Origin of the sequence: Longimicrobium sp. (genome assembly GCF_036388275.1) — a bacterium.
Classification (GTDB): domain Bacteria; phylum Gemmatimonadota; class Gemmatimonadetes; order Longimicrobiales; family Longimicrobiaceae; genus Longimicrobium.
Genome location: NZ_DASVSF010000113.1, coordinates 1 through 21,830, shown reverse-complemented (window position 1 = coordinate 21,830; position 21,830 = coordinate 1). Strand labels below are relative to the sequence as shown.

The following is a 21,830-nucleotide window of genomic DNA, read 5'->3' as shown; positions in this document are numbered from 1 at the left end:
GTGACATGATCGTTCAGCCCCGCCCGCCCGTTTCGATGCACTCGCCGCTGGCCGGCTCGGGGGTGCCCTGCGGCCTGGACCGCCACTTCGGGCCGTTCGAGCCCATGGACGGCCTGGGCGCATTCCTGGGCACCGAGTGGTTCACCTGCCGCGGCTGCCGTGCGCTGGTCACCCGCGCCAACGCCGTGCGGCCCGCCGCGGCGTGACGCTGCCCTATGCCTCCGGCTACCACGCGCCCGTCATGGTGCGCGAGGTGATGGATCTCCTCATGCCGGAGCGGGGCGGGCTGTACCTGGACGGAACGCTGGGCGGCGGCGGCCACGCCGAGGCGCTGCTGGAGCGGGGTCCGGAGGCGCGGCTGATCGGCACGGACCGCGATCCGGATGCGCTGCGCGAGGCGGGGGAGCGGCTGGCCCGCTTCGGTGATCGCTTTCGTCCCGTCCGATCGAACTTCGCGGATGCCGTCGCCGCCGCCGGGATCGAGGATGCATCGCTGGATGGCGTGCTGCTGGACCTGGGGATTTCGTCGCACCAGATCGACGTCGACGAGCGCGGCTTCACCTTTCGTCCCGGCGCGCCGCTGGACATGCGGATGGCGCAGGCGACCGCCGCGGAGCCCAGCGCGGCCGACCTGCTGAACGAGATGGACGAGGCCGAGCTGGCGAACATCTTCTATCGCTACGGCGAAGAGAAGCGCTCGCGGAAGCTGGCGCGCATCGTTTTGGAGATGCGGGAGCGCGAGCCGTTCGCCACCAGCGACCACCTGCTCGACGCCGTCCGCCGCACGCTGGGGCCGCGCGCCGAGGCGGCGGACAAGGCCAGGATCTTCCAGGCGCTGCGGATTGCCGTGAACGGCGAGATCCAGGCGCTGGAGCGGGCGCTGGAAAGCTTCCGGAAGGCGCTGGCGCCGGGGGGCGTGTTCGCGGTGCTCGCCTACCACTCGCTGGAAGACCGCCTGGTGAAGAACGCCTTTCGCGACTGGAGCCTGGACTGCGTCTGCCCGCCGGGCTTCGTCCAGTGCCAGTGCCGCGGAACGCCGCTGGGAACGACGATCACCCGAAAGCCCATGTCTGCCACGGAGCAGGAAACCCTGGCCAACCCTCGCGCCCGCAGCGCCCGCCTGCGCGGGTGGAGGGCGGCGTGAGCACCGACGCCATGCCGCGCCCGGCGCGCGCCCGCCAGGCCGAGCGCGCCGCCCGCTGGGAGGCGCCGCAGGGCGACCGGGCGGAGCGCCGCGCCCGCCGACGCGCCTTTCTGGGGCGCGCCGTGCTCGTCTGCGCCGTGGCGGGTTGCCTCGCGTCCGTGGTCTGGCGGCAGACGGAGGGCGTCGCCCGCCAGCGCGAGCTTGCCAAGCTGCAGAACGACATCTCCCTCGCCGAAGCCGAGCGGGTGGAGTGGACCAACCGCATCCAGGAACTGCAGACGCGCGCCCGCATCACGAAGATCGCCGAGCGCCGGCTGGGGCTTCACGTGGCGCGCGACGACGAGGTCGTGCTGCTTCCCATCCCCGCCGCGTCCATGGAGCAGGGCCAGTGAGCCGCGCCGGGGCCTGGGACAGCGAAGAGCGCCTGCGCGGCCGCCGCCGCCTGCTGATCGTGTCCATCGCCATCGCGGCGGTGCTGATCGTGGGCCGCTCGGTGCAGCTGCAGGGGTTCGAGGGCGACAAGTGGCGCGCCGAGGCGGCCGAGCAGCAGCAGGCGCGCGTGCCCCTGCCCGCCCGCCGCGGCGCCATCTTCGACCGCGACGGCGTTCCCCTGGCCCTCACCCGCGAAACCTTCCGCCTGTCGCTCGCCCCCAGCGAGCTGGCGGACCGCGACGCCGCCGTCCGGCAGCTCGCACAGGTGCTGAAGCTGACGCGCTCCGCCGCACGCCGGGCGACGAGCAAGGATCGCAAGTGGGTGGTGCTTCCCGGGCGGTTCACGGCAGAGCAGCGGCGGGAGATCGGCGATCTCCGCGGCTTTCACTGGGAGCGGCGGCTGGAGCGCTTCTACCCCCAGGGCACCGTGGGGCGCGAGGTGCTGGGCGGCATCAGCGGCGACGGGCGGCCGCTGGGCGGAATGGAGCAGGCGCTGGACCGAATGCTGGCCGGGCGCGACGGCTACTCGGTGATGCGGCGCGACGGCAAGGGCCGCAAGGAGGCCTCCGTCGCCCTGCCGGTCGTGCAGGCGACGGACGGCAACGACGTGTACCTGTCCATCGACTTCGACCTGCAGGAGATCGCCGACGCGGCGCTGGGCGCGGCCATCGACAGCACCGGCGCGGCCGGCGGCGACCTGCTGCTGATGGACCCGCGCACCGGCGAGGTCCTGGCCGCGGTCTCCCGGCGGCAGGGCGGCTCGCTGGGCGTGGGCGCGTTCATCGAGCCGTACGAGCCGGGCTCCGTGGCCAAGCCCCTGTTCGTCAGCACGCTGCTGGCGACGGGCAAAGCCACGCTGGGCGAGAGCGTGCACGGCGAAGGCGGCCGGTGGACGGATCCCGATGGCCGCGTGCACACCGATGTGCACGCCTACGACTGGCTGACGCTGCGCGACGCGCTGCGCGTGTCCAGCAACATCGGCATGGTGAAGTTCGTCCCGCGGCTGAGCCCCGGGCAGCAGTTCGGCATGCTGCGCGACTTCGGGTTCGGCACGCCCACCGGGGTGGAGTACCCGGCGGAGTCGTCCGGCCGCCTCCCGCGGCCGGACCGCTGGTCCAAGCCCACGGGGGCCTCGCTGGCCACGGGCTACGAGCTCTCCGTCACGCCGCTGCAGCTGGCCCTGGCCTACGGCGCGCTGGCCAACGGCGGCGTGCTGATGGAGCCACGCCTCGTCCGCGAAGTGCGCGGGCGCGACGGCAAGACGCTGGAGCGCCGCGACCCCCGCGAGGTGCGCCGGGTGATTCCCCGCGCCGTGGCGGGACAGATCCGCGACGTCCTCGTTACCGTGGTCGCCGACGGCACCGCGACGCGGGCGTCGCTCTCCACCTTCGAGGTGGCGGGAAAGACGGGAACGGCGCGGCGCACGGGTGCGAACGGCCGCTACGAGGCGGGCCAGTACAACTCCACCTTCGTCGGCTTCTTTCCCGCGCGCGATCCGCAGCTGACCATCCTGGTGCGGCTGGACCGGCCGCAGGGCGAGTACTACGGCGGCCTGACCGCGGCCCCGGTCACCCGCGAAACGCTGCAGGCCATCCTGGCCGCGCGCTCGCCGGGGCTGGACCGCCGCAGCCTCCTCGCGACGCGCCTTCCCGCACAGTCACCGGTGCGCGCGGCCGGGACGCGGCGCGCCGATCCGCCGCCTTCCGGCTCCGAGGGCGTCTACGTCTTCGTTTCGACCGACAACGTGGGCAGGGCGGTGGACGAGCGGCCTGCGGCTCCCGTCGCCATGCCCGACCTGTCCGGCCTCCCCCTGCGCGACGCTGCCCGGCGGCTCCACGCACTGGGCGTCCGCGTCAGAGTTAGAGGCGGCGGATTCGTCGCCAGCACCCGGCCCGAGGCGGGGCAGCCCGTCGCACGGGGAGACACGCTGGTCATCGTGGGCGACAGCCGATGAGCGGCCGCACGAGCACCCTGGGAGCCATCGAGGCGCGCCTCGCCCGCGAGAACCTGCTCGCGGGCGCCCGCCGTTTGTCTGCGGAAGCCGCGGCGGGCATCGTCACCGACGTCACCGCCGATTCTCGTGCGGTCGGCCCGCGGTCGCTGTTCTGCGCCGTCCACGGCACCGCGAGCGACAGCCATCGCTTTCTCCCCGCTGTGGCCGAATCCGGCGCGGCGGGAGCGACGGTGGAGCGGATGAACGAGTTCGCGCCCCTTCCCCGCATCCATGTCAACAACGGCCGCCTGGCGACGGCGTACGCCGCGGCGGAGTTCTTCGGCGACCCGTGGGACGCGATGACGCTGGTGGGCGTCACGGGGACGAACGGGAAGACGACGAGCGCGGCGATGCTGCGGCACCTGCTGGCGGCCGACGGGCCCAGCGGCTACGTCGGCACGCTGGGGGCGATCGGGTCCGATGGGACGGTGATCCCGGGGACGGAGGGGCTGACCACGCCGGGGCCGGTGGAGGCCGCGCGCTGGATGCGCCGCTTCGCGGACGAGGGCGTCTCGCGCGTGGCGATGGAGGTTTCGTCCCACGCGCTGGACCAGGGCCGTCTCGCCGCCGTGAGGTTCGATGCGGCCGTGTTCACCAACCTCACGCAGGACCATCTCGACTACCACGAAACCATGGAGGCGTACCGCGTGGCCAAGCTGCGCCTCCTGGAGCTGGTGAAGCCCACGGGCGCCGCCATCGTCAACGCGGACGACCCCGCCTGGGCGCGCGTGAAGGCGACGGTCGGGCGGACGATCACCTTCGGCGTGGACCATCCGGCGGACGTACGGGCGGAGGCGGTTCGCGTGGGACCCGGTGGGATGGAGTTCACGCTGCGGACACCGGACGGCGGCGCGGAAGTGGCGCTGCCCATCTTCGGCACCTTCAACGTGTCGAACGCGGTGGCGGCGGCGGCGGTGCTCTGGTCGCTGGGATGGAGCGCGGCGCGGATCGCGGAGCGGCTCGGTACGCTCCCGCAGGTGCCGGGGCGGCTGGAGCGCACGGCGGGGCCGCCGGAGTGCGCTACGGTGCTGCTGGATTACGCCCACACGCCGGATGCGCTGGAGCGGGCGCTGCAGGCCGTGCGCCCCCTCGTTTCGGGCCGGCTGATCGTGGTGTTCGGCGCGGGGGGAGACCGTGATTCCGCCAAGCGCCCGCTGATGGGAAAGGCCGCGGCGGAGAACGCGGACCTGGTGATCGTCACCTCCGACAACCCGCGGACGGAGGACCCTGAGCGCATCATCGACGACGTCGAGAGCGGCATGGGAAGTGCACCCCGGCGGCGGATTTCCGACCGCCGCGAGGCCATCCGCACCGCACTCACCGAAGGGCGCACCGACGACCTGGTTCTCCTGGCCGGCAAGGGCCACGAGACGTACCAGATCGTCGGTACCGAAAAGCGTCCGTTCGACGAGCGCACTGTCGTGCGCGAGGTTCTCGCGGACCTGAAGACCGCCGCTGGAGGTGCCGTTTGAGCGGGTTCCGCTGGACCGCCGCCGAAGTCGCCCGCGCGCTGGAGCTGAACGCTCCCGCCGAGGAGATGGACTTCGCCGGAGTATCGACCGACACGAGAAAGATCGTCCCCGGGTCGCTGTTCGTCGCCCTGTCCGGGGCCAATTACGACGCACACGACTACCTGGACCAGGCCGTCGCGGGAGGCGCCGTTGCCGCGGTCGTCAGCCGGGTGCCGGACGGCTCGCCGCCCATCCCGTACTTTATGGTGCCGAACACGCTGCACGCCCTTGGCGCCTTGGGCCGGCACCGCCGCCGCGCGCTGGCTGGCCGCGTAGTGGCCGTCGCGGGGAGCAACGGAAAGACCACGACGAAGGAGCTGCTGCGGGCCGCGCTCTCGCCGCGCCTGCGCGTTCACGCGACGGATGCCAACCTGAACAACCAGGTAGGCGTGCCGCTGACGCTCCTGGCGACGCCGGACGACGCCCAAGCCGTCATCGTGGAGACGGGGACCAACGAGCCCGGGGAGATTACCCTTCTCTCCCGCATCGTGGAGCCCGACGCCGCCATCATCACGGCCATCGGCGAGGAGCACCTGGAGGGGCTGGGTTCCGTGGAGGGCGTGCTGCAGGAGGAGCTGGCGATCTTCGACGGGCTGCGCGCGGACGGCATCGCCATCGTCGCCGAAGATCCCGCGGAGCTTCCGCAGGGGACGCGCGAGCGGGTCGATTCGTCTCGTGTGCGGGTGTGCGGCTCCGGCGCGGAGGCGAACTTCGGGCCGGACGGCGGGATGGAGAGCGTGAAGGTGCGGCCGGACGGGAGCACGGAATGGAGCTTCCGCGGCGTGCCCGTGCACATTCCCATCCCCGGGATGCACAACGTCCGCAACGCGCTGCTCGCCCTGGCTGTCGCCGAGGAGTGGGGCGTGCCCATCGCCGATGCCGCCGCGGGGCTGGCGGCGATGAAGGCGACCAAGATGCGGAACGAGTGGGTGCGCGTCGGCTCCCTGAACGTGATCGCCGACTGCTACAACGCCAACCCGCCCAGCATGCGGGCCGCGCTGGACCTGCTGGCGTCCGTTCCCGCGCAGGGTGAAAAGGTGGCCGTGATGGGCACCATGCGCGAACTGGGCGACCATGGCGACCGCCTGCACCGCGAACTGGCGCTCCATGCCGCGGGTCTCATCGGCCACGGCATCGACCGCGTGGTGGCGACCGGGGATTTCGTCCGTGCGTTCGAGGAGAACCACTCGGAGCTTGGCGAGCGGCTGGTGGCGGCCGAAGATCCCCTGGAGGCGTACGAGGTGCTGCGGCCGGGATTGACCGGGGGCGAGACCATCCTGCTCAAGGGCTCGCGCGGGGTGGCGCTGGAACGCTGGATTCCGCTGATGGAGCGCGATTTCGCGCAGCATACCGCCGCGACGGAGGGCTGACCGGTGCTCTATCACCTGCTGGTGCCGTGGGCCGAGTACTACATCGGCTTCAACCTCTTCCGCTTCGCCACCTTCCGGGCGGCGGGGGCCGTGGTCACGGCGTTCTTCGTGGCGTTCTGGCTGGGCCCCGCCATCATCTCTCGCCTGCGGATGCTCAAGGTGGGGCAGGTGGTGCGCACCGAGGGCCCGCAGACGCACCTGGGCAAGAGCGGCACGCCCACCATGGGCGGCGTGCTGATCATCCTGGCCACCGTCATTCCGACGGTGCTCTGGGCGCGGCTGGACAACTGGTATACCATCATTGCCCTGGTCGTCCTGCTGTGGCTGGGCGCGGTGGGCTTCATGGACGACTACCTGAAGATCGTCCGCAAGAACACCGGCGGCCTCAAGGGGCGCTACAAGATCGTGGGGCAGGCGGGCGTCGGCATTCTGCTGGGCATCGTGCTGATCGTGTTCGACGTCAGCAATCCCATTCCGCCCACCTGGACTCAGATCCCGTTCTTCAAGAGCTGGCACGTAGACTTCTGGCCCGTGACGTACGTGCTGTTCGTCACCTTCATCATCGTCGGCTGTTCGAACGCGGTGAACCTGACGGACGGGCTCGATGGGCTGGCGGCGGGGCTTTCGGGGATCGCGGCGGCCACGTTCGGCGTGTTCGCGTACCTGCTGGGCCGGGTAGACTCGTCGGACTACCTGAACGTGTTCTATCTGCCCGGCTCGGGCGAGCTGGCCATCTTCTGCGTGGCGCTGGCGGGGGGATGCATGGGCTTCCTCTGGTTCAACGCCCACCCGGCCGAAGTGTTCATGGGCGACACCGGCTCGCTCGCCATCGGCGGCGTGCTGGGCGCGGTTGCGGTGCTGCTGAAGGCGGAGTTCCTGCTGGCCATCATCGGCGCGGTGTTCGTGGCCGAGGCGCTGTCGGTGGCCACGCAGACCATCTACTACAAGTGGACCAAGAAGCAGACGGGCACCGGCAAACGCATCTTCCGGATGGCCCCGCTTCACCACCACTTCGAGCAGATCGGCTGGCACGAGAGCAAGGTGATCATCCGCTTCTGGCTGATGGGCATCATCTGCGCGCTGGCCGCCTTCGCGACGCTCAAGATCCGCTGATGAGCCGTTCGCTGGCGGGGGAGACGATCGGAATCCTGGGGCTGGCGCGCAGCGGGCTTGCCGCCGCGCGTCTGGCGCTGTCGCGAGGCGCGAAGGTCTATGCCAGCGACGCGGGAGATTCCGAGTCTGCCCGTGCGGCGGCGGAACAGGTGCGGGCCCTGGGCGGCGACGCCGAGACCGGCGGGCACGATCTGCAGAAGCTGGGCGCCTGCACGCGGATCGTCCTTTCCCCTGGGATTCCGCCCACGGCGAAGGTGCTGCGGGAAGAGGCGATCCGGGGCGTGCCGGTGGTGCCGGAGATCGAGCTGGCGTTCGGGCAGCTGAACTGCCCCGTCATCGGCATCACGGGAACGAACGGCAAGACGACGGTCACCTCGCTGATCGAGCACCTGCTGCAGTCCGCCGGGATCGACGCCATCGCGGGCGGCAACATCGGCACGGCGTTGAGCGAACTGGCGCTGCGCGAGCCCCAGCCCGCCTGGGCCGTGGCGGAGGTCAGCTCCTTTCAGCTGAGCGGCATCCGGGCCTTTTCGCCGGTGATCGGGATTCTGACCAACCTGGCGCCTGACCACCTGGACTGGTACGACGACGTCGAGGACTACTACGCCGACAAGGCGCGCCTCTTCGTCAACGCAGGCCCGCAGAGCCGGTGGATTCTGAACGCGGAGGACGAGCGCGCTCGGGACCTGATCGGCGACGCGCCGGGAACGCGCTACTACTTTCGCGTGGAGACGCCGCCGGAGTCCGAGGAGGAGCTGGGCGGGTGGCTTTCCGCCGGGGTGCTGCTGGTGCGCACCGAGCCGGGGGTGACGGAAGCCGTGGGGGCCGCAGCCGACCTGCAGATTTTGGGGCCGCACAACGTCGCCAACGCGCTGGCGGCCGCCATCGCCGCGCGTCTCGCGGGCGCCACGGCGGTGCAGATTGCCGACGCACTGCGGACCTTCAGGGCGCCGGCGCACCGGCTGGAGCCGGTCGGCGAGATGGACGGCGTGCTGTGGATCAACGACAGCAAGGCGACCAACATCGCCTCTACGCGCGTCGCCATCCGCGGCATGGCCCGGCCCACCGTGCTGCTGCTGGGCGGCACGCACAAGGGAGAGCCCTACACCGAGCTGCTGCCGGACCTGCAGGGACGGGTGAAGACGGTGATCGCCTACGGCGAAGCCGCGCCCCTCATTGAAGCCGATCTCCAGGGCAAGGCGCCGGTCGAGCGGGTTGACGGGCCGTTCGAAGCCGTCATCGCCCGTGCGCGCCAGGTCGCCGCGTCGGGAGACGCGGTGCTGCTTTCGCCGGCGTGCAGCAGCTTCGACATGTTCAGGAACTACGAGGAACGGGGCCGCCGCTTTTGCGAGCTGGCCCGGGAAGGGCAGGAATGACGAGCATTGCGCTCCGCTGGAAGCGGGGCAGGGAACAGGCGCCGGTGCAGCCGGTGGTCACGCCGATGGCGCGCGCGCGCACCGTGGCGGCACCGGGGGCGGCCGTGCGCGAGCAGACGTGGGAAAGCCGCGCGCTGGTGGCGCTGACAGCCGCGGCGTTCGCGTTCGGCATCACCGAAATGTACAGCGCCAGCTCGTTCGACGCGGCGGCGCTGGGGCTGCCCGGGCACTACTTTGCGCTCAAGCAGCTGGGCGGGGCCGTGGCGGGCGTCGTCGTCGCGGCCGTGCTTTCGCGCATGGACTACCGCCAGCTGCGCCGCCTCGCCTGGCCCATGCTGGGCATCGTCGCCTTCCTGCTCCTCCTCGTGGTGATGCCGGGCACCGAGGCCATCTCGCCCCGACTGAACGGCGCGCGCCGCTGGCTGAAGCTGGGCGTGATGTTCCAGCCCTCGGAGTTCGCCAAGATCGCGCTGATCGTGTGGACGGCCATGCTGGCGGTGAAGAAGGCCGACCGGCTGCACTCGCTGAGCAAGGGGCTGATGCCCTTTCTGCTGGTGTGGATGGGCGTGGTGCTGCTGGTGATGAAGCAGCCCAACATGAGCGCCGCGCTGCTGCTGGTGCTCCTGTCGTCGCTGGTGCTGTTCGCGGGCGGGGCGCGCATCGGCCACTTCATCCTGCTGGTGCTGCTGGCCGTGCCCGTGCTGTACAAGCTGGTACAGGGCGAGGGCTACCGGGCGCGCCGCATCGCCGCGTTCCTGGACCCGGCCCACGACACGGGCGGCGTGAGCTACCAGATCCACCAATCGCTGATCGCCATCGGCTCCGGCGGGCTGGGCGGCGTGGGATTCGGCGAGAGCCGGCAGAAGTACGGCTTTCTTCCCGAGGCGCAGAACGACTTCCTCTTCTCGATGATCGCCGAGGAGTGGGGGCTGCTGGGCGTGCTGTTCGTGGTGACGATCTTCGCCGGGTTCCTGGTGGTGGGCTACCGGATCGCCGCTCGGGCGCCGGACCGGTTCGGCTACCTGGTCGCCATCGGGATGACGAACCTGATCTCCGTCTCCGCCTTTCTGCACATGGGCGTGGCGCTGGCGCTGCTGCCCACGACGGGCGTGGCGCTCCCCTTCATGTCGTCCGGCCTTTCGGCCCTGCTGACGTCGTTCGCGGCCGTCGGCATCCTGCTGAGCATCGCCCGCGTGGCGAAAGACCCCGAGGCCGCACGATGACCACACCCCGCGTGCTCTTTGCCGGCGGCGGCACCGGCGGCCACCTGTACCCGGCGCTGGCGCTGGGCGAAGCCTTCAAGCGGCTGGACCCGGCGGCGGAGGTGATGTTCATCGGCGCCAGGCGCGGCGTGGAGGCGCGGGTGCTGCCGGAGCTGGGGGTGGCGCACGCGCTGCTGCCGCTGGAGCCCATCCGCCGGGCCAAGCCGTGGCAGAACTGGCGGCTGTTTCCCGCCATGTTCGGCTCGTTCTCGGCGCTGAACGGCGTGTTCCGCCGCTTCAAGCCCAACCTGGTCGTGGGCACGGGCGGGTACGCCAGCGGGCCCGCGGTGGCCTTTGCGATGATGCGGGGCGTGCCCGCGGCGGTGCAGGAGCAGAACTCGTATCCCGGCTTCGTCACGCGGCTGGTGGACAAGCGGGTGCGGCAGATTCACCTGGCGTTTCCCGAGGCGCTGAAGTACCTGAAGCCCGGGCCGCGCACGCAGGTGTTCGAGTTCGGCAACCCCATCAAGCCGCCCGACTTCTCCGTGGACCGCGCGGCGGCCCGGGCCAAGTTCGGGCTGGGACCGGGCACCGTCTGCCTGGTGACGGGCGGCAGCCAGGGCGCGCGCCCGGTGAACGAGGCGCTGCTGGCGGACCTGCGCGGCATCCGGGAGGGGCGCCTTCCCGCGCCGCCGGAGGGCTTCCAGATCCTCTGGGCCGCGGGAACGGGCAATTTCGCCCGCGTCGAGAAGGGGCTGGAAGACCTGGGGCACCCGGCGTGGGTGCACGCCATGCCCTACATCAACGACATGCCGTCCGCACTGGCGGCGAGCGACTTCGCCATCTCGCGCGCAGGCGCCATGTCGCTGGCCGAGCTGTGCGCGTGGGGCATCCCCGCCGTGCTCGTGCCGCTGCCCCACGCCGCGGCCAATCACCAGTACCACAACGCGGTCGCCCTGGCCGAGGCGGAGGCGGGCGTGATGGTGCAGGAGCAGGAGCTGGGGGGCGGCCGCCTGTGGGGCGAGGTGATGACGCTGGCGTCCAACGAGGCGCGCCGGACGGAGCTGGCCACGCGCGCCCGCAGCCGCGGCCAGCCCGACGCCGCGGACCGCATCGTCCGCGAGCTCGCCCGGCTGATTGGATGAGCGACATGCCGTGGGAGCACGACCGCCGCATCCGCGAGCTGTCCGAAATCTTCCGCGACCTGGGCGCGGACGACTACGAGGACCGGGCGCGGTCGGAGGTGGAGGAGGACACCCCACAGCTCGCTACCTTCCTGGCCCTGCGGAAGATGTGGCGACACGCGATGCCCTGGAGAGACGATCCGCACGGGTGGATCGAGGTGGTCGTGGAGGAGGCGGACGATCCCAACGCCCCCTTTCCCGATGCGGGCCAGGCGCTCCGCCGGATGCTGGCCGCCGGCGCGGACCCCGACGACGTGCTGAAGGTGACGCGGATGGTGGCCCTCGAAACGCTCTTCTCCACCCTGCACACCGTGGACGATGGCCGGGACCACGCCGCGCCTGAAGGCACGCCGGGCTGGCGCCTGGTGGAAACCGATCCGGAAGGCGAGCCAACCGGCCGGGTGGTGTCGGGGCTGCACAAAGAGGTGCTGTTCCTGGAGCCGAGGCGCGGAGGACGACGGTGAAGGAGCGGGCGTCGGATGTTTGGTGGCAGAAGCGTAGCACCGTGGGGCGCAAACCCGCGCCCGGCGATTCTTTTCCCGCACCCGCGCGGCGGTTAGATTGAGCACCGAGTTCGACCTGGTTCAGCTGGCGAAGCACGGGCCCATCCACTTCATGGGGATCGGCGGTGCGGGGATGTCGCCGCTGGCCGAGATGGCCTTGCTGGGCGGCGCGCGGGTGACGGGATGCGACTCGTCCCCGGGCCCCGCGACCCAGCTGCTCGAGGAGCGCGGCGCGACGGTCTACCAGGGCCACGATGCGGCCCACGTGGCCGATTGCGCCGCGCTGGTGATGACGGCCGCCGTCCCCGCCGACCACCCGGAGCTGGCCGCCGCCCGCGCGCGCGGCATTCCGGTGCTCAAGCGGGCCGAAGCGCTGGGCGCCATCGTCAACCACGGCACCGTCGTGGGCATCGCCGGGACGCACGGAAAGACCACGACGACGACGCTGGCGACGGCGGTGCTGGACGCGGCCGGGCTGCACCCCACGGGCTTCGTGGGCGCGCGGGTGCCGGCCTGGGGCGGCAACCTGCGCCGCGGGGGCGACCAATTGTACGTGGTGGAGGCCGACGAGTACGACCGCTCGTTCCACCAGCTGCGGCCCACCGTGGCCGTGGTGACCACCCTCGAAGCCGACCACCTGGACATCTACGGCTCGCTCGAGGCCATCGAGAAGGCCTTTGCCATCTTCTGCGCCTCGGTGCCTGAAGACGGCCTGATCGCCGGCTGCGCCGACGACCACGGCGCCGCGCGGCTGGTCAACCGCCTTCACGGCGGCCCCGAGCGCGTGGTGACCTACGGCCTCTCTGCCGGCTCCATGCTGCGCGCCGAAGAGGTGGTGATGACCGGATCCGGCGCCGCCTTCACCGTCCGCGAGCGGGGCACCGTCCTCGGCCGCGCGCAACTGAACGCGCCGGGCGAGCACAACGTGAGGAACGCGCTGGCCGCCGTGGCCGTCGCCCGCCACTTCGGCGTGGAGTGGAACGCCATCGCCCGGGGGATCGCCTCGTACGGCGGGGTGGCGCGGCGTTTCGAGACCATCGGAGAGGGGCGCGGGGTGCTGTTCGTGGACGACTACGCGCACCATCCCACCGAGGTGCGCGCCACGCTGGGCGCGGCGCGTGCCGGGCACGGCGAGCGGCGGATCGTCGCCGTCTTCCAGCCGCACCTCTACTCGCGCACGCGCGACTTCGCCCGCGAGTTCGGCGAGGCGCTGGCGCTGGCGGACGTCGTGTTCCTCACCGACATCTACGCCGCGCGCGAAAAGCCGATCGAAGGGGTGACCGGAACGATGATCGCCGACGCCGCCCGCGCCGCCGGGGCCGACGTCCGCTACGTTCCCGCCCGTGCGGACGTGGTGGACGCCGTCGGGGACGAGATCCGCTCGGGGGACCTGTGCCTGACGATGGGCGCCGGCAACCTGGACGCGGCGTCGCGCGAGCTTCACGCGCGCTTCGTGGAGGGGTGACGGTGCGCCGCGCCCGGCTGATCGCCTTCGCCCTGGTGGCCGCCGCGGCGGGCTCGTCTCCCTTCTGGGGGCCGCCCGCCCTGCGCCAGGTGCCGTGGTTCGCCGCGGACCGGGTAGAAGTGGCCGGCGCGCGGCTCCTGGCGCCCCACGAGGTCGTCCAGGCGTCGGGGGTGCGGATCGGGATGAACGTGTGGGCCGATCCGGCCGCATGGGAGGCCGCGCTGCGGAAGCATCCGGTGATCGCCAGCGCGACGGTCGAGCGGCGGCTGCCCTCCACGCTGCGGATCCGCATCGTCGAAAAGCGCCCCGTCGCGTTCCTCAGCGGCACGCTGCGGCCGGCGACGGCAACGGGGGAGATCCTTCCGGTGGACCCGGCCCGCGTGCCCGTGGACCTGCCCATCGCGGGCACCGCGCCCGACAGCGCCAGCCGCGTCCGCGACCGGGCGACGCTCAGGGTGCTGGCCGAGGCCGCGCGCCTGTCCGACGCCGACCCCATGCTCATGGCGCGGGTCAGCGAAGTGGGCATTCGCCGCGACGGGGCCACGCGCCTGGTGATGGCCGCGCCCCGCGCCGAGGTGCTGCTGGCCGCGGGCGCCGCCGAGCCCCGGCTGACGCAGCTTCGCGCCGCCCTGGCCGACGTCGACCGGCGCCTGCCCGGCGGAGGACGCGCCGTGCTCGACGCCCGCTTCGCCGACCAGGTGGTGGTCCGTCTCCTGGCGCCCACGCCGGCCCCCGCGCCGGCGCCGCAACCGCCTTCGCAGAACTGATGCGCCCTATCATCGTCGCAGGCCTGGACATCGGGTCGAACAAGACCTCCGTGGTGATCGCCGAAGTGTCCGGCGAGGCCCCGCAGCGCGCGCAGGTGAAGGTGCTGGGCGTGGGCCAGGCGCGCACCGGCGGCATCCGCCGGGAGATCGTCGCCGACATCGAGGCCACCACCGAGTCCGTCCGCAAGGCGGTCAAGGAGGCCGAGCTGATGGCGGGCGTCACGGTGCAGAAGCTGTACACCGGCATCGCGGGCGAGCACATCCACGCCCGTCCTTCCACCGGCGTCGTGGCCGTGGGCCGCGGCCCCGGCGCGGACGGCGAGATCCGCCCCGGCGACGTGGACCGCGTTCACGAGGTGGCGCGCGCCGTGGTCATCCCCGCCGACCGCGAATTGATCCACGCAATCCCGCAGGAATACATCGTCGACGCGCAGGACGGCATCCGCGACCCCGTCGGCATGGCGGGGACGCGGCTGGAGGCCGAGGTGTTCATCGTCACCGGCAGCGCGTCGGCGTGCCAGAACGTGCGCAAGGCCGTCAGCCGCGCGGGGTACACCGTCGCTGAGCTGGTGCTGGAGCCGCTGGCCTCGTCCCTTTCCGTGATCAGCGAGGACGAGAAGGAGATCGGCGTGGCGCTGGTGGAGCTGGGCGGGGGGACGACGGACGTCTGCGTGTTCCTGGGGAGCAAGATCCGGCACCTGGCGTCGCTTCCCTGGGGCGGCGCCACGGTGACCAACGACATCGCCAAGGGCCTCTCGCTTCCGTACGCCGAGGCGGGACGGGCCAAGGAGCGCTACGGCGTGGCCCGGGCCGACTTCGTGAGCCCCGAGGAAACGTTCGAGGTTCCCGGCGGCGCGGGCGGCCAGCCGCGCCACGTCGCGCGCGAGCTGCTGGCGCACATCATCGAGCAGCGCGTGGACGAGATCTTTTCGCTCGTGGCCGCCGAGCTGGACCGGGGCGGTTTCACCAATCAGCTGGGCGGGGGCATCGTGCTCACCGGCGGCGGCGCGTCGCTGCAGGGCGTGGTGGAGCTGGCGGAGCGCAACTTCGCCTGTTCCGTGCGCATCGGGGTGCCCGGTGAAGAGCTTGGCGGCCTTGCGGATTCCGTTCGGCGCCCCAAGTTTTCCACGGCCGCGGGGCTGGCCATCTACGGCTCGCGGCGCGTCATCTCCGAATCTCCGGAAGGGGGCGCCATGTCCGGCGCTTCCGTCAACGGCGTCATCAAGCGGATGCGCGACTGGTTCTCGGACTTTTTCTGAAAGCCGGGTCCGTCGCTGCTGTTTTATCATTCTGAATCTTTGCCCCTCCCCCTCGTGAGGAGCCACCGCACATGGTCTTCGAGTACGACGAAACGATGACGCAGAACGCCCGCATGAAGGTGGTGGGCGTGGGCGGCGGCGGCGGAAACGCCGTCAACCGGATGATCGAAGAGGACCTGGAGGGCGTGGAGTTCATCTCGGTGAACACCGACGCCCAGGTTCTCAAGCTCTCCAAGGCCGACGTCAAGATCCAGATCGGCCACAAGCTCACTCGCGGGCTGGGCGCCGGCGCGCGCCCGGAAATCGGCGCGCAGGCGCTGGAGGAGAACCGCGACGAGATGCGCCGGGCGCTGGACGGCGCCGACCTGGTGTTCATCACCGCCGGCATGGGCGGCGGCACCGGCACCGGCGCCGCCCCGCTGATCGCCGAGATGGCGCGGGAGATGGGCGCGCTGACCATCGCCATCGTCACCAAGCCCTTTCTGTTCGAGGGCAAGAAGCGGATGAAGCAGGCCGAGGCCGGCCTGGCCGAGCTGAAGCGCGCGGCGGACACGATGATCGTCGTGCCGAACGAGCGCCTGCTGGCCGTCGTCGGCAAGGGCACCAGCTTCAAGGACGCGCTCAAGAAGGCCGACGAGGTGCTGCTGCACGCCACGCAGGGCATTTCGGACCTGATCCGCGTGACCGGCGAGGTGAACGTGGACTTCGCCGACGTGCGCACGGTGATGAGCAACCGCGGCGCGGCGCTGATGGGCACCGGGTTCGGTCGTGGCGAGAACCGGTCGATGGAGGCCGCGCAGGAGGCCATCAGCTCGCCGCTGCTCGACAACATCTCCATCTCCGGCGCGGCGGGCGTCCTGATCAACATCACCGGCGGGATGGACCTGGCGATCGACGAGGTGACGACCATCTCCTCCATCATCCAGGAAGCCGCGGGCGACGATGCCGAGATCATCTTCGGCGCGGTGCACGACCCGTCCATGAAGGAAGAGGTGCGCGTGACGGTGATCGCCACCGGCTTCGACCGCGACATGCTGGCGGGAATGCCCGACAACGTCATCCGCCCGGACTTCCGCTCGCACGGAGCCGGGCGCCCCGCGGCCGACATCGCGGGCACGCGCACGGCGTATCCCCCGCGCGGCGGCGAGGTTCGCCACGCCAGCGACACGCGGCCCGCGTTCGGCCGGCCCGAGCCGCGGCCGGAGCCCCGCGCCGACGCGCGGCTGGAGCCGCGGCTGGAGCACCGCCCCGAGCCGCGCCCGCAGCCGCTCGACGAGCCGGGGGTGACCCCGCTCCACCGGACGCCGCGACCGGAGCCCAAGGTGCCCAGCGACCTGGAGATCCCCACCTTCATCCGCCGGCAGATGGACTGACGGCACCCCCCGCCTCCCCGGCCTACCCGCCGGGGAGGTGTCTTTGGTGCCCGCGCGCCGGTCCTGTGGCCGCCGCGGGCGAAGATCCCGACACGAGATTCCTGGAGGCCGGATGGCCAACGCGTATCGCATTGCCGCGGCGGGTGTGCTGTGCATCCTGGGCGCCGCCATGGGCGTTCACCGCGAGCAGTCCCGCAACGCGGGCAAGACCGTCGCCCCGCCCACGCTGCTTCCCACGGCGCTCGCCCGCCCGGCGGAGCTGTTCTTCGCCGACACCCTGCGCCGGGGCGAGACCCTGTCGGAGTTGCTGGCCCGCACCCAGCTGGACGTGGATGCCAGCCGCGCGCTGCTCGCCCAGCTTTCCGAGGTGCAGGACCCGCGCAGCATCCGGCCGGGGCTGGTGGTGGAGTACCGCAAGTCCACGCGGACGGGTGCCATCCGCCGCTTCAGCACGCGGCTGGACGCCGACCGCCACCTTGCGTTCCACCGCGAGGGCGCGGGGTGGGCGGGCGAGGTGGAGGAAGTGCCCGTGCACCCGGAAACGGCGGTGCTGGCGGGAACGGTGAAGGCCTCGCTGTACCAGGCGCTGATGGACGGCGAGGGCGACGTGCCCCGCGCCGAGCGGCAGGTGGTGGCCGACCTGCTGGCCGACCGCATCTTCGCCTGGAAGATCGACTTCTCACGCGACCTGCGCCCCGGCGACCGCTACCGCATCCTGCTGGAGCGCTCGGTGCGCCCCGACGGCTCCGCGCGCACCTCGCGCATCCTGGCGGTGCAGTTCAGCATCGGCGGCGCGGAGCACGACGCCTACCTGTTCACCGCGGGCGGGGTGGACGACTACTACGACCGCGACGGTGAATCCCTGCGCCGCGCCTTTTTGCGCGCGCCGCTGGAGTTCCGCCGCATCAGCTCCGCGTACTCGACGGGGCGGTTCCACCCCATCCTGCGCCGCATGCGGGCGCACCACGGCATCGACTACGCGGCCTCGATGGGCACGCCCATCCGCGCGGTGGGCGACGGCGTGGTGGGCAAGGCGGGATGGGGCGGCGGATACGGCAACGTGGTAGAGATCCGCCACTCGCGCGGATACGGCAGCCGCTACGCGCACATGCGCCGCTTCGCCGAGGGGATCCGCCCGGGCGTGCGGGTGAAGCAGGGGCAGCTGATCGGCTACGTGGGCTCCACGGGCCTGTCGACGGGCCCGCACCTTCACTACGAGTTCCACGAGAACGGGCGGCCCATCAACCCCACGTCCATCCGCTACCTGACGGGCGATCCCGTCCCCGGCGGCGCCCGCGCCCGCTTCCGCGCCGCGCGCGACCAGCGGATCGCGCTGATGGACCGCTCCGGCCCGCTGCTGGCGGCGAACGGCGACAGCGCCCGCCTGGCCCGCCGCTGATCGCGCGGGGAGGCGCTACGCGGGCCGGATGGACGGGTGGTGAACGACGAGGCGGCGATCCCCCCAGGATTGCCGCCTCGGCATTTGGGACCAGGCGATACTTGTGTCTCTCGTGCACATCAGTACCCTCGCGCCTCTCAGGCGATTAGATTCCAGAGGTCTCGAACAGGAGGAATCGGCATGAGCATTCAGGAACTCGAAGCGGAAGCCCTCAAGCTCTCCCCGGTTGAGCGCGAGGAACTGGTTCGCCGGCTGCTCAGTCGTCTGAACGAGGATGACACCGCCGACCCGCTCCTTGGAATGGGTGCCAATCCGGTCGTCTGCGGTGTCGCCGATGCTTCGGAGAACCACGACGCCCACCTGTATGGGACCCCCGATTGACACCGACCTTCGTTGACACCGGGTACTTGGTGGCTCTCGAAGCGGCGGACGATCAGCACCACGCCGCCGCTCTACGCCACTGGCGCGCCTTCATGCAAACACGCCCGCAACTCGTAACCACGTCGTTCGTGCTGGATGAGGTGGCGACGTTCTTCAACAGCCGCGGGCGGCATGGGAAGGCGGTCGAGATCGGTGAGCGGTTGCTTGAAAGCCCATCGGTACACCTCATTCACGTGGATGAGGAGCTGTTCGCAGCCGCATGGTCCTACTTCCGGCGGCGCGGAGATAAGCGTTTCTCGCTGACCGACTGTGTCTCCTTCGTTGTCATGGAGCGGCTCGGGATCGACGCGGCGCTCGCCTTCGACGCACATTTCACTCAAGCTGGTTTCCGAACGCTTCCGTGAGCCGCGCCCGATTCAACGAGGGCTTTGACATCGGGCTTGTGTGCTCCCGGATGGCAGTGCATGTTCTCGCCCCCAAGCCCGGCCGTAGTGGGCCCGCGAGTTCTTTCCCGATGAGCTACCCGTGACCGACACCACCACCCCTGAGGGATTCGCGCTGTATCCGGCCATCGACCTGCGCCGTGGGCGCTGCGTCCGGCTGGAGAAGGGCAGGGCCGACCGCGAAACGGTGTACGGCGACGACCCGCTCGCCGTCGCACGCGGCTTCGTGGAGGCGGGGGCGGAGTGGATCCACGTGGTGGATCTGGACGCGGCGTTCGGCGACGGCAGCAACCGCCCTCTGATCCAGTCCGTGGCGGCCGGTGTGGGCGCCAAGGTGCAGACGGGCGGCGGGCTGCGCACGGAGGCTGACCTGGCCGAGGTGCTGGACGCGGGGGTGGCGCGGGCGGTGATCGGCACGGCGGCGATCGAAAACCCCGAGCTGGTGCGCCGCGCCGTCGAGCGCTGGGGGGCGGAGCGGATCGCCGTGGGGCTGGACGCGCGCGGTCGGCGGCCGGCGGCGCGGGGGTGGACGGAGGAAAGCGGTGCCGACCTCTTCGACCTGGCGCGCTCGCTCGTCGGTCTTGGCGTGCGCACCATCATCCACACCGACATCGAGCGCGACGGGATGATGATGGGTCCGAATCTCGATCTCTCCGCCAAGCTGGCCGCGCACGCGGGGGCGGAGGTGATCGTTTCCGGCGGCATGCGCGGGATGGACGACGTCCTTGCGGTGGCCGCGGCCGCGCGCGAGGCGCGGGGGATCGCGGGGGCCATCATCGGCAAGGCCATCTACGAGGGCGCGCTGGATGTGGCCGCCGCCGTCCGGGCGGTGCGGTGATCGCGCGCGTGGTGGTCACTGGCGCGCGCCCCAGCGTCAGCGTTCATTCGGTGATCGGCGTGCTTCAGACCTACACGGGGCTATCGCTCCCCGATGCCCAAGCCCTCCTGGACCGCGTCCGCGGTGGCGAGCGGGTGGAGCTGGAGGTGGACGACGAATACGCGGCGTACGACCTGGCATCGCTGCTGTCCGACCTGGGCGTTGTGGCCGAGGTGCCGGAAGACGGCTGACCCCCGCGGTAGGGACGATGATGTGAGGCGCACTCCGTGACGTGGGGTGCGCCTCTCGTTTTGTGCCGCCGTGCACACGTTTTCGGCCCAATGTGCGACAGCCCGTCGCACCTGTGTCCCTGCCGGAGCGCACAGGATACGCCTGTGGTGCGACGGAATTGATCCAGCCCGGTTTTGCCCCTTGACCGCTCCGTTTTCCGTCGCAAGTATACGAAGTGAACAGCGAGTCCCCGTGCCCGTACGCCCGTGTTCCATCTCCCGGAGTCCGCCGCTGAAACCAATGCATCCATCCTCCGCGAGGTGGAGCAGATCGTCGCGCGTGGCGAATCGGAGCAGGCCGAATTCAAGCGGTCCACGGGCCAGCGGACCGAGGCGGCAAGAACGGTTTGCGCGCTGCTGAACGGCTCCGGCGGGTTCGTTCTCTTCGGCGTGACGGACGGCGGCGTGCTCGTGGGTCAGGAGGTGTCGCCCGAAACGCTGGAAAGCATCATTCGGGAGATACGTCGGATCGATCCTCCGGCCCTCCTGTCGCCGGAAACGGTGGACCTGCCGAATGGGCGGGCGATCATCCTGATTCGCGTTCCCCGTGGCGAGGGCCCGTACATGTACGACGGGCGGGCGTACGTCCGCCTGGGCCCCACCACCAGCGTGATGCCCGCCGCGCACTACCAGAAGATGCTGCTGGACCGGGTGCACTCGTCCCGACGATGGGAGCTTACGCCCACGGAACTGGGCATCGGCGACCTGGACCACGACGAAGTCATCCGTACGGCCGAGGAGGCCATCTGGCGGAACCGCATGGAAGATCCCGGGACGCGCCGCGTAGAGGAACTGCTCCTTGGATTCGGCGTGATGCGCGATGGCGCACTGCTGAACGCTGCCGTGGTGCTGTTCGCGCGGTCAGGGGCGCTGGTTTCGATCTATCCGCAGTGCACGCTGCGCCTCGCCCGGTTCCGGGGTCGCGACATGTCGGAGTTCGTGGACGGACGCCAGGAGATCGGGAACGTGTTCCAGCTCTTCAACCGCGCCCAGAGGTTCCTGCGAGACCACGTTCCCGTAGCCGGCCGCGTGGTGCCCGGCCTGTTCGAGCGGGTGGACGATCCCATGTACCCGCCCGTCGCGCTGCGTGAGGCCATCGCGAACGCCGTGTGCCATCGCGACTACGTGTTCCCGGGGGGCTCAGTGGGCGTGGCGATCTTCGACGACCGGGTAGAAATCTCGAGCACAGGCCAGCTGCGGTTCGGGCTGACCGTGGGAGACCTGCGCCACCCGCACCCGTCGCTGCCGTGGAACCCGACCATCGCGACGGTGCTGTACCTGCGCGGGCTGATCGAGCGCTGGGGGCGCGGCACGCTCAAGATCAACGAGCTGACGCAGCGCGCCGGGCTGTCGGCGCCCGAGTTCGAGGAGCGCGCCGGCGAGGTGGTCGTCCGCTTCTTTCCCAGCAGCTACATCCCGCCCACGCGGGTGCCGCACGATCTAACCGATCTTCAGCGGGAGATCCTGCTGTCCCTGGCGGAACACGGCCCTTCGTCCTCCGTCGCGCTCCAGGGCAAGCTGCCGGGCGTTACCTCCAATGACCGCGTGATCCGATCGCTGCAGACGCTGCGGCACCTGGGATTGGTCGAGAAGATCGGGATTACTCGCGGGGTTCAGTGGCGGCTGGTGGATCAGCGCTGACCAGGGGTTTGCTGGTGGAACGCCGCTGTCTTGCGCGAGGGTGAAGAGAAGGTACTCTGCGGGAATCTGCGGGAATCTGCGGGAATCTGCGGGAATCTGCGGGAATCTGCGGGAATCTGCGGGAATCTGCGGGAATCTGCGGGAATCTGCGGGAATCTGCGGGAATC

The 21,830-nt window shown here is 71.0% G+C and carries 21 protein-coding genes; all 21 read left to right on the top strand.

Annotation, left to right across the window (positions count from 1 at the left end):
• Positions 1–5 precede the first annotated feature (5 nt).
• On the top strand, positions 6–206 hold the full coding sequence (locus VF632_RS26460; RefSeq protein WP_331025963.1) for a hypothetical protein: 201 nt from the start codon (positions 6–8) through the stop codon (positions 204–206).
• Positions 203–1,144 (top strand): 16S rRNA (cytosine(1402)-N(4))-methyltransferase RsmH, encoded by a 942-nt coding sequence (rsmH, locus tag VF632_RS26455; protein WP_331025962.1) that lies wholly within the window; start codon positions 203–205, stop codon positions 1,142–1,144. Before VF632_RS26460 ends, rsmH begins: the two co-directional genes overlap by 4 nt.
• Complete coding sequence (locus VF632_RS26450) at positions 1,141–1,536, top strand: hypothetical protein (RefSeq protein WP_331025961.1); 396 nt, start codon at positions 1,141–1,143, stop codon at positions 1,534–1,536. The genes rsmH and VF632_RS26450 overlap by 4 nt, the downstream gene beginning before the upstream one ends.
• On the top strand, positions 1,533–3,530 hold the full coding sequence (locus tag VF632_RS26445) for a penicillin-binding transpeptidase domain-containing protein (RefSeq protein ID WP_331025960.1): 1,998 nt from the start codon (positions 1,533–1,535) through the stop codon (positions 3,528–3,530). Before VF632_RS26450 ends, VF632_RS26445 begins: the two co-directional genes overlap by 4 nt.
• Positions 3,527–5,041 (top strand): UDP-N-acetylmuramoyl-L-alanyl-D-glutamate--2,6-diaminopimelate ligase, encoded by a 1,515-nt coding sequence (locus tag VF632_RS26440; protein ID WP_331025959.1) that lies wholly within the window; start codon positions 3,527–3,529, stop codon positions 5,039–5,041. Before VF632_RS26445 ends, VF632_RS26440 begins: the two co-directional genes overlap by 4 nt.
• Complete coding sequence (locus VF632_RS26435; RefSeq protein ID WP_331025958.1) at positions 5,038–6,450, top strand: UDP-N-acetylmuramoyl-tripeptide--D-alanyl-D-alanine ligase; 1,413 nt, start codon at positions 5,038–5,040, stop codon at positions 6,448–6,450. The genes VF632_RS26440 and VF632_RS26435 overlap by 4 nt, the downstream gene beginning before the upstream one ends.
• Positions 6,451–6,453: 3 nt before the next feature.
• Complete coding sequence (gene mraY, locus VF632_RS26430) at positions 6,454–7,563, top strand: phospho-N-acetylmuramoyl-pentapeptide-transferase (RefSeq protein WP_331025957.1); 1,110 nt, start codon at positions 6,454–6,456, stop codon at positions 7,561–7,563.
• Positions 7,563–8,939 (top strand): UDP-N-acetylmuramoyl-L-alanine--D-glutamate ligase, encoded by a 1,377-nt coding sequence (murD, locus tag VF632_RS26425; protein ID WP_331025956.1) that lies wholly within the window; start codon positions 7,563–7,565, stop codon positions 8,937–8,939. The genes mraY and murD overlap by 1 nt, the downstream gene beginning before the upstream one ends.
• Complete coding sequence (locus VF632_RS26420) at positions 8,936–10,162, top strand: putative peptidoglycan glycosyltransferase FtsW (RefSeq protein ID WP_331025955.1); 1,227 nt, start codon at positions 8,936–8,938, stop codon at positions 10,160–10,162. Before murD ends, VF632_RS26420 begins: the two co-directional genes overlap by 4 nt.
• Complete coding sequence (gene murG / locus VF632_RS26415; protein ID WP_331025954.1) at positions 10,159–11,286, top strand: undecaprenyldiphospho-muramoylpentapeptide beta-N-acetylglucosaminyltransferase; 1,128 nt, start codon at positions 10,159–10,161, stop codon at positions 11,284–11,286. The genes VF632_RS26420 and murG overlap by 4 nt, the downstream gene beginning before the upstream one ends.
• Positions 11,283–11,789 carry a hypothetical protein gene (locus tag VF632_RS26410; RefSeq protein ID WP_331025953.1) on the top strand — a complete coding sequence of 169 codons (507 nt, stop codon included), beginning with the start codon at positions 11,283–11,285 and terminating at the stop codon, positions 11,787–11,789. The genes murG and VF632_RS26410 overlap by 4 nt, the downstream gene beginning before the upstream one ends.
• 97 nt (positions 11,790–11,886) lie before the next feature.
• A complete protein-coding gene (gene murC, locus VF632_RS26405; RefSeq protein ID WP_331025952.1) occupies positions 11,887–13,293 on the top strand; it encodes a UDP-N-acetylmuramate--L-alanine ligase in 1,407 nt (468 codons plus the stop codon).
• Positions 13,294–13,295: 2 nt separating this feature from the next.
• The gene (locus VF632_RS26400) at positions 13,296–14,060 is read left to right on the top strand and encodes a cell division protein FtsQ/DivIB (protein WP_331025951.1); all 765 of its coding nucleotides are present in this window, start codon (positions 13,296–13,298) and stop codon (positions 14,058–14,060) included.
• Positions 14,060–15,319, top strand: a complete 1,260-nt coding sequence (ftsA, locus tag VF632_RS26395; RefSeq protein WP_331025950.1) for a cell division protein FtsA — start codon at positions 14,060–14,062, stop codon at positions 15,317–15,319. The genes VF632_RS26400 and ftsA overlap by 1 nt, the downstream gene beginning before the upstream one ends.
• A 71-nt stretch (positions 15,320–15,390) precedes the next feature.
• Positions 15,391–16,692, top strand: coding sequence for a cell division protein FtsZ (gene ftsZ / locus VF632_RS26390; protein ID WP_331025949.1), 1,302 nt, complete (start codon positions 15,391–15,393; stop codon positions 16,690–16,692).
• Between the two features lie 112 nt (positions 16,693–16,804).
• On the top strand, positions 16,805–18,091 hold the full coding sequence (locus tag VF632_RS26385; protein WP_331025948.1) for a M23 family metallopeptidase: 1,287 nt from the start codon (positions 16,805–16,807) through the stop codon (positions 18,089–18,091).
• Between the two features lie 180 nt (positions 18,092–18,271).
• On the top strand, positions 18,272–18,472 hold the full coding sequence (locus tag VF632_RS26380) for a hypothetical protein (protein WP_331025947.1): 201 nt from the start codon (positions 18,272–18,274) through the stop codon (positions 18,470–18,472).
• Entirely contained in the window at positions 18,469–18,876 is a 408-nt protein-coding gene (locus VF632_RS26375) for a type II toxin-antitoxin system VapC family toxin (protein ID WP_331025946.1), read from the top strand. The genes VF632_RS26380 and VF632_RS26375 overlap by 4 nt, the downstream gene beginning before the upstream one ends.
• A 121-nt stretch (positions 18,877–18,997) precedes the next feature.
• Positions 18,998–19,753 carry a 1-(5-phosphoribosyl)-5-[(5-phosphoribosylamino)methylideneamino]imidazole-4-carboxamide isomerase gene (hisA, locus tag VF632_RS26370; protein ID WP_331025945.1) on the top strand — a complete coding sequence of 252 codons (756 nt, stop codon included), beginning with the start codon at positions 18,998–19,000 and terminating at the stop codon, positions 19,751–19,753.
• Positions 19,750–19,983: a hypothetical protein gene (locus VF632_RS26365; RefSeq protein WP_331025944.1), complete on the top strand. Its 234-nt coding sequence runs from the start codon at positions 19,750–19,752 to the stop codon at positions 19,981–19,983. The genes hisA and VF632_RS26365 overlap by 4 nt, the downstream gene beginning before the upstream one ends.
• A gap of 246 nt (positions 19,984–20,229) precedes the next feature.
• Complete coding sequence (locus tag VF632_RS26360; protein WP_331025943.1) at positions 20,230–21,663, top strand: ATP-binding protein; 1,434 nt, start codon at positions 20,230–20,232, stop codon at positions 21,661–21,663.
• Positions 21,664–21,830 lie beyond the last annotated feature (167 nt).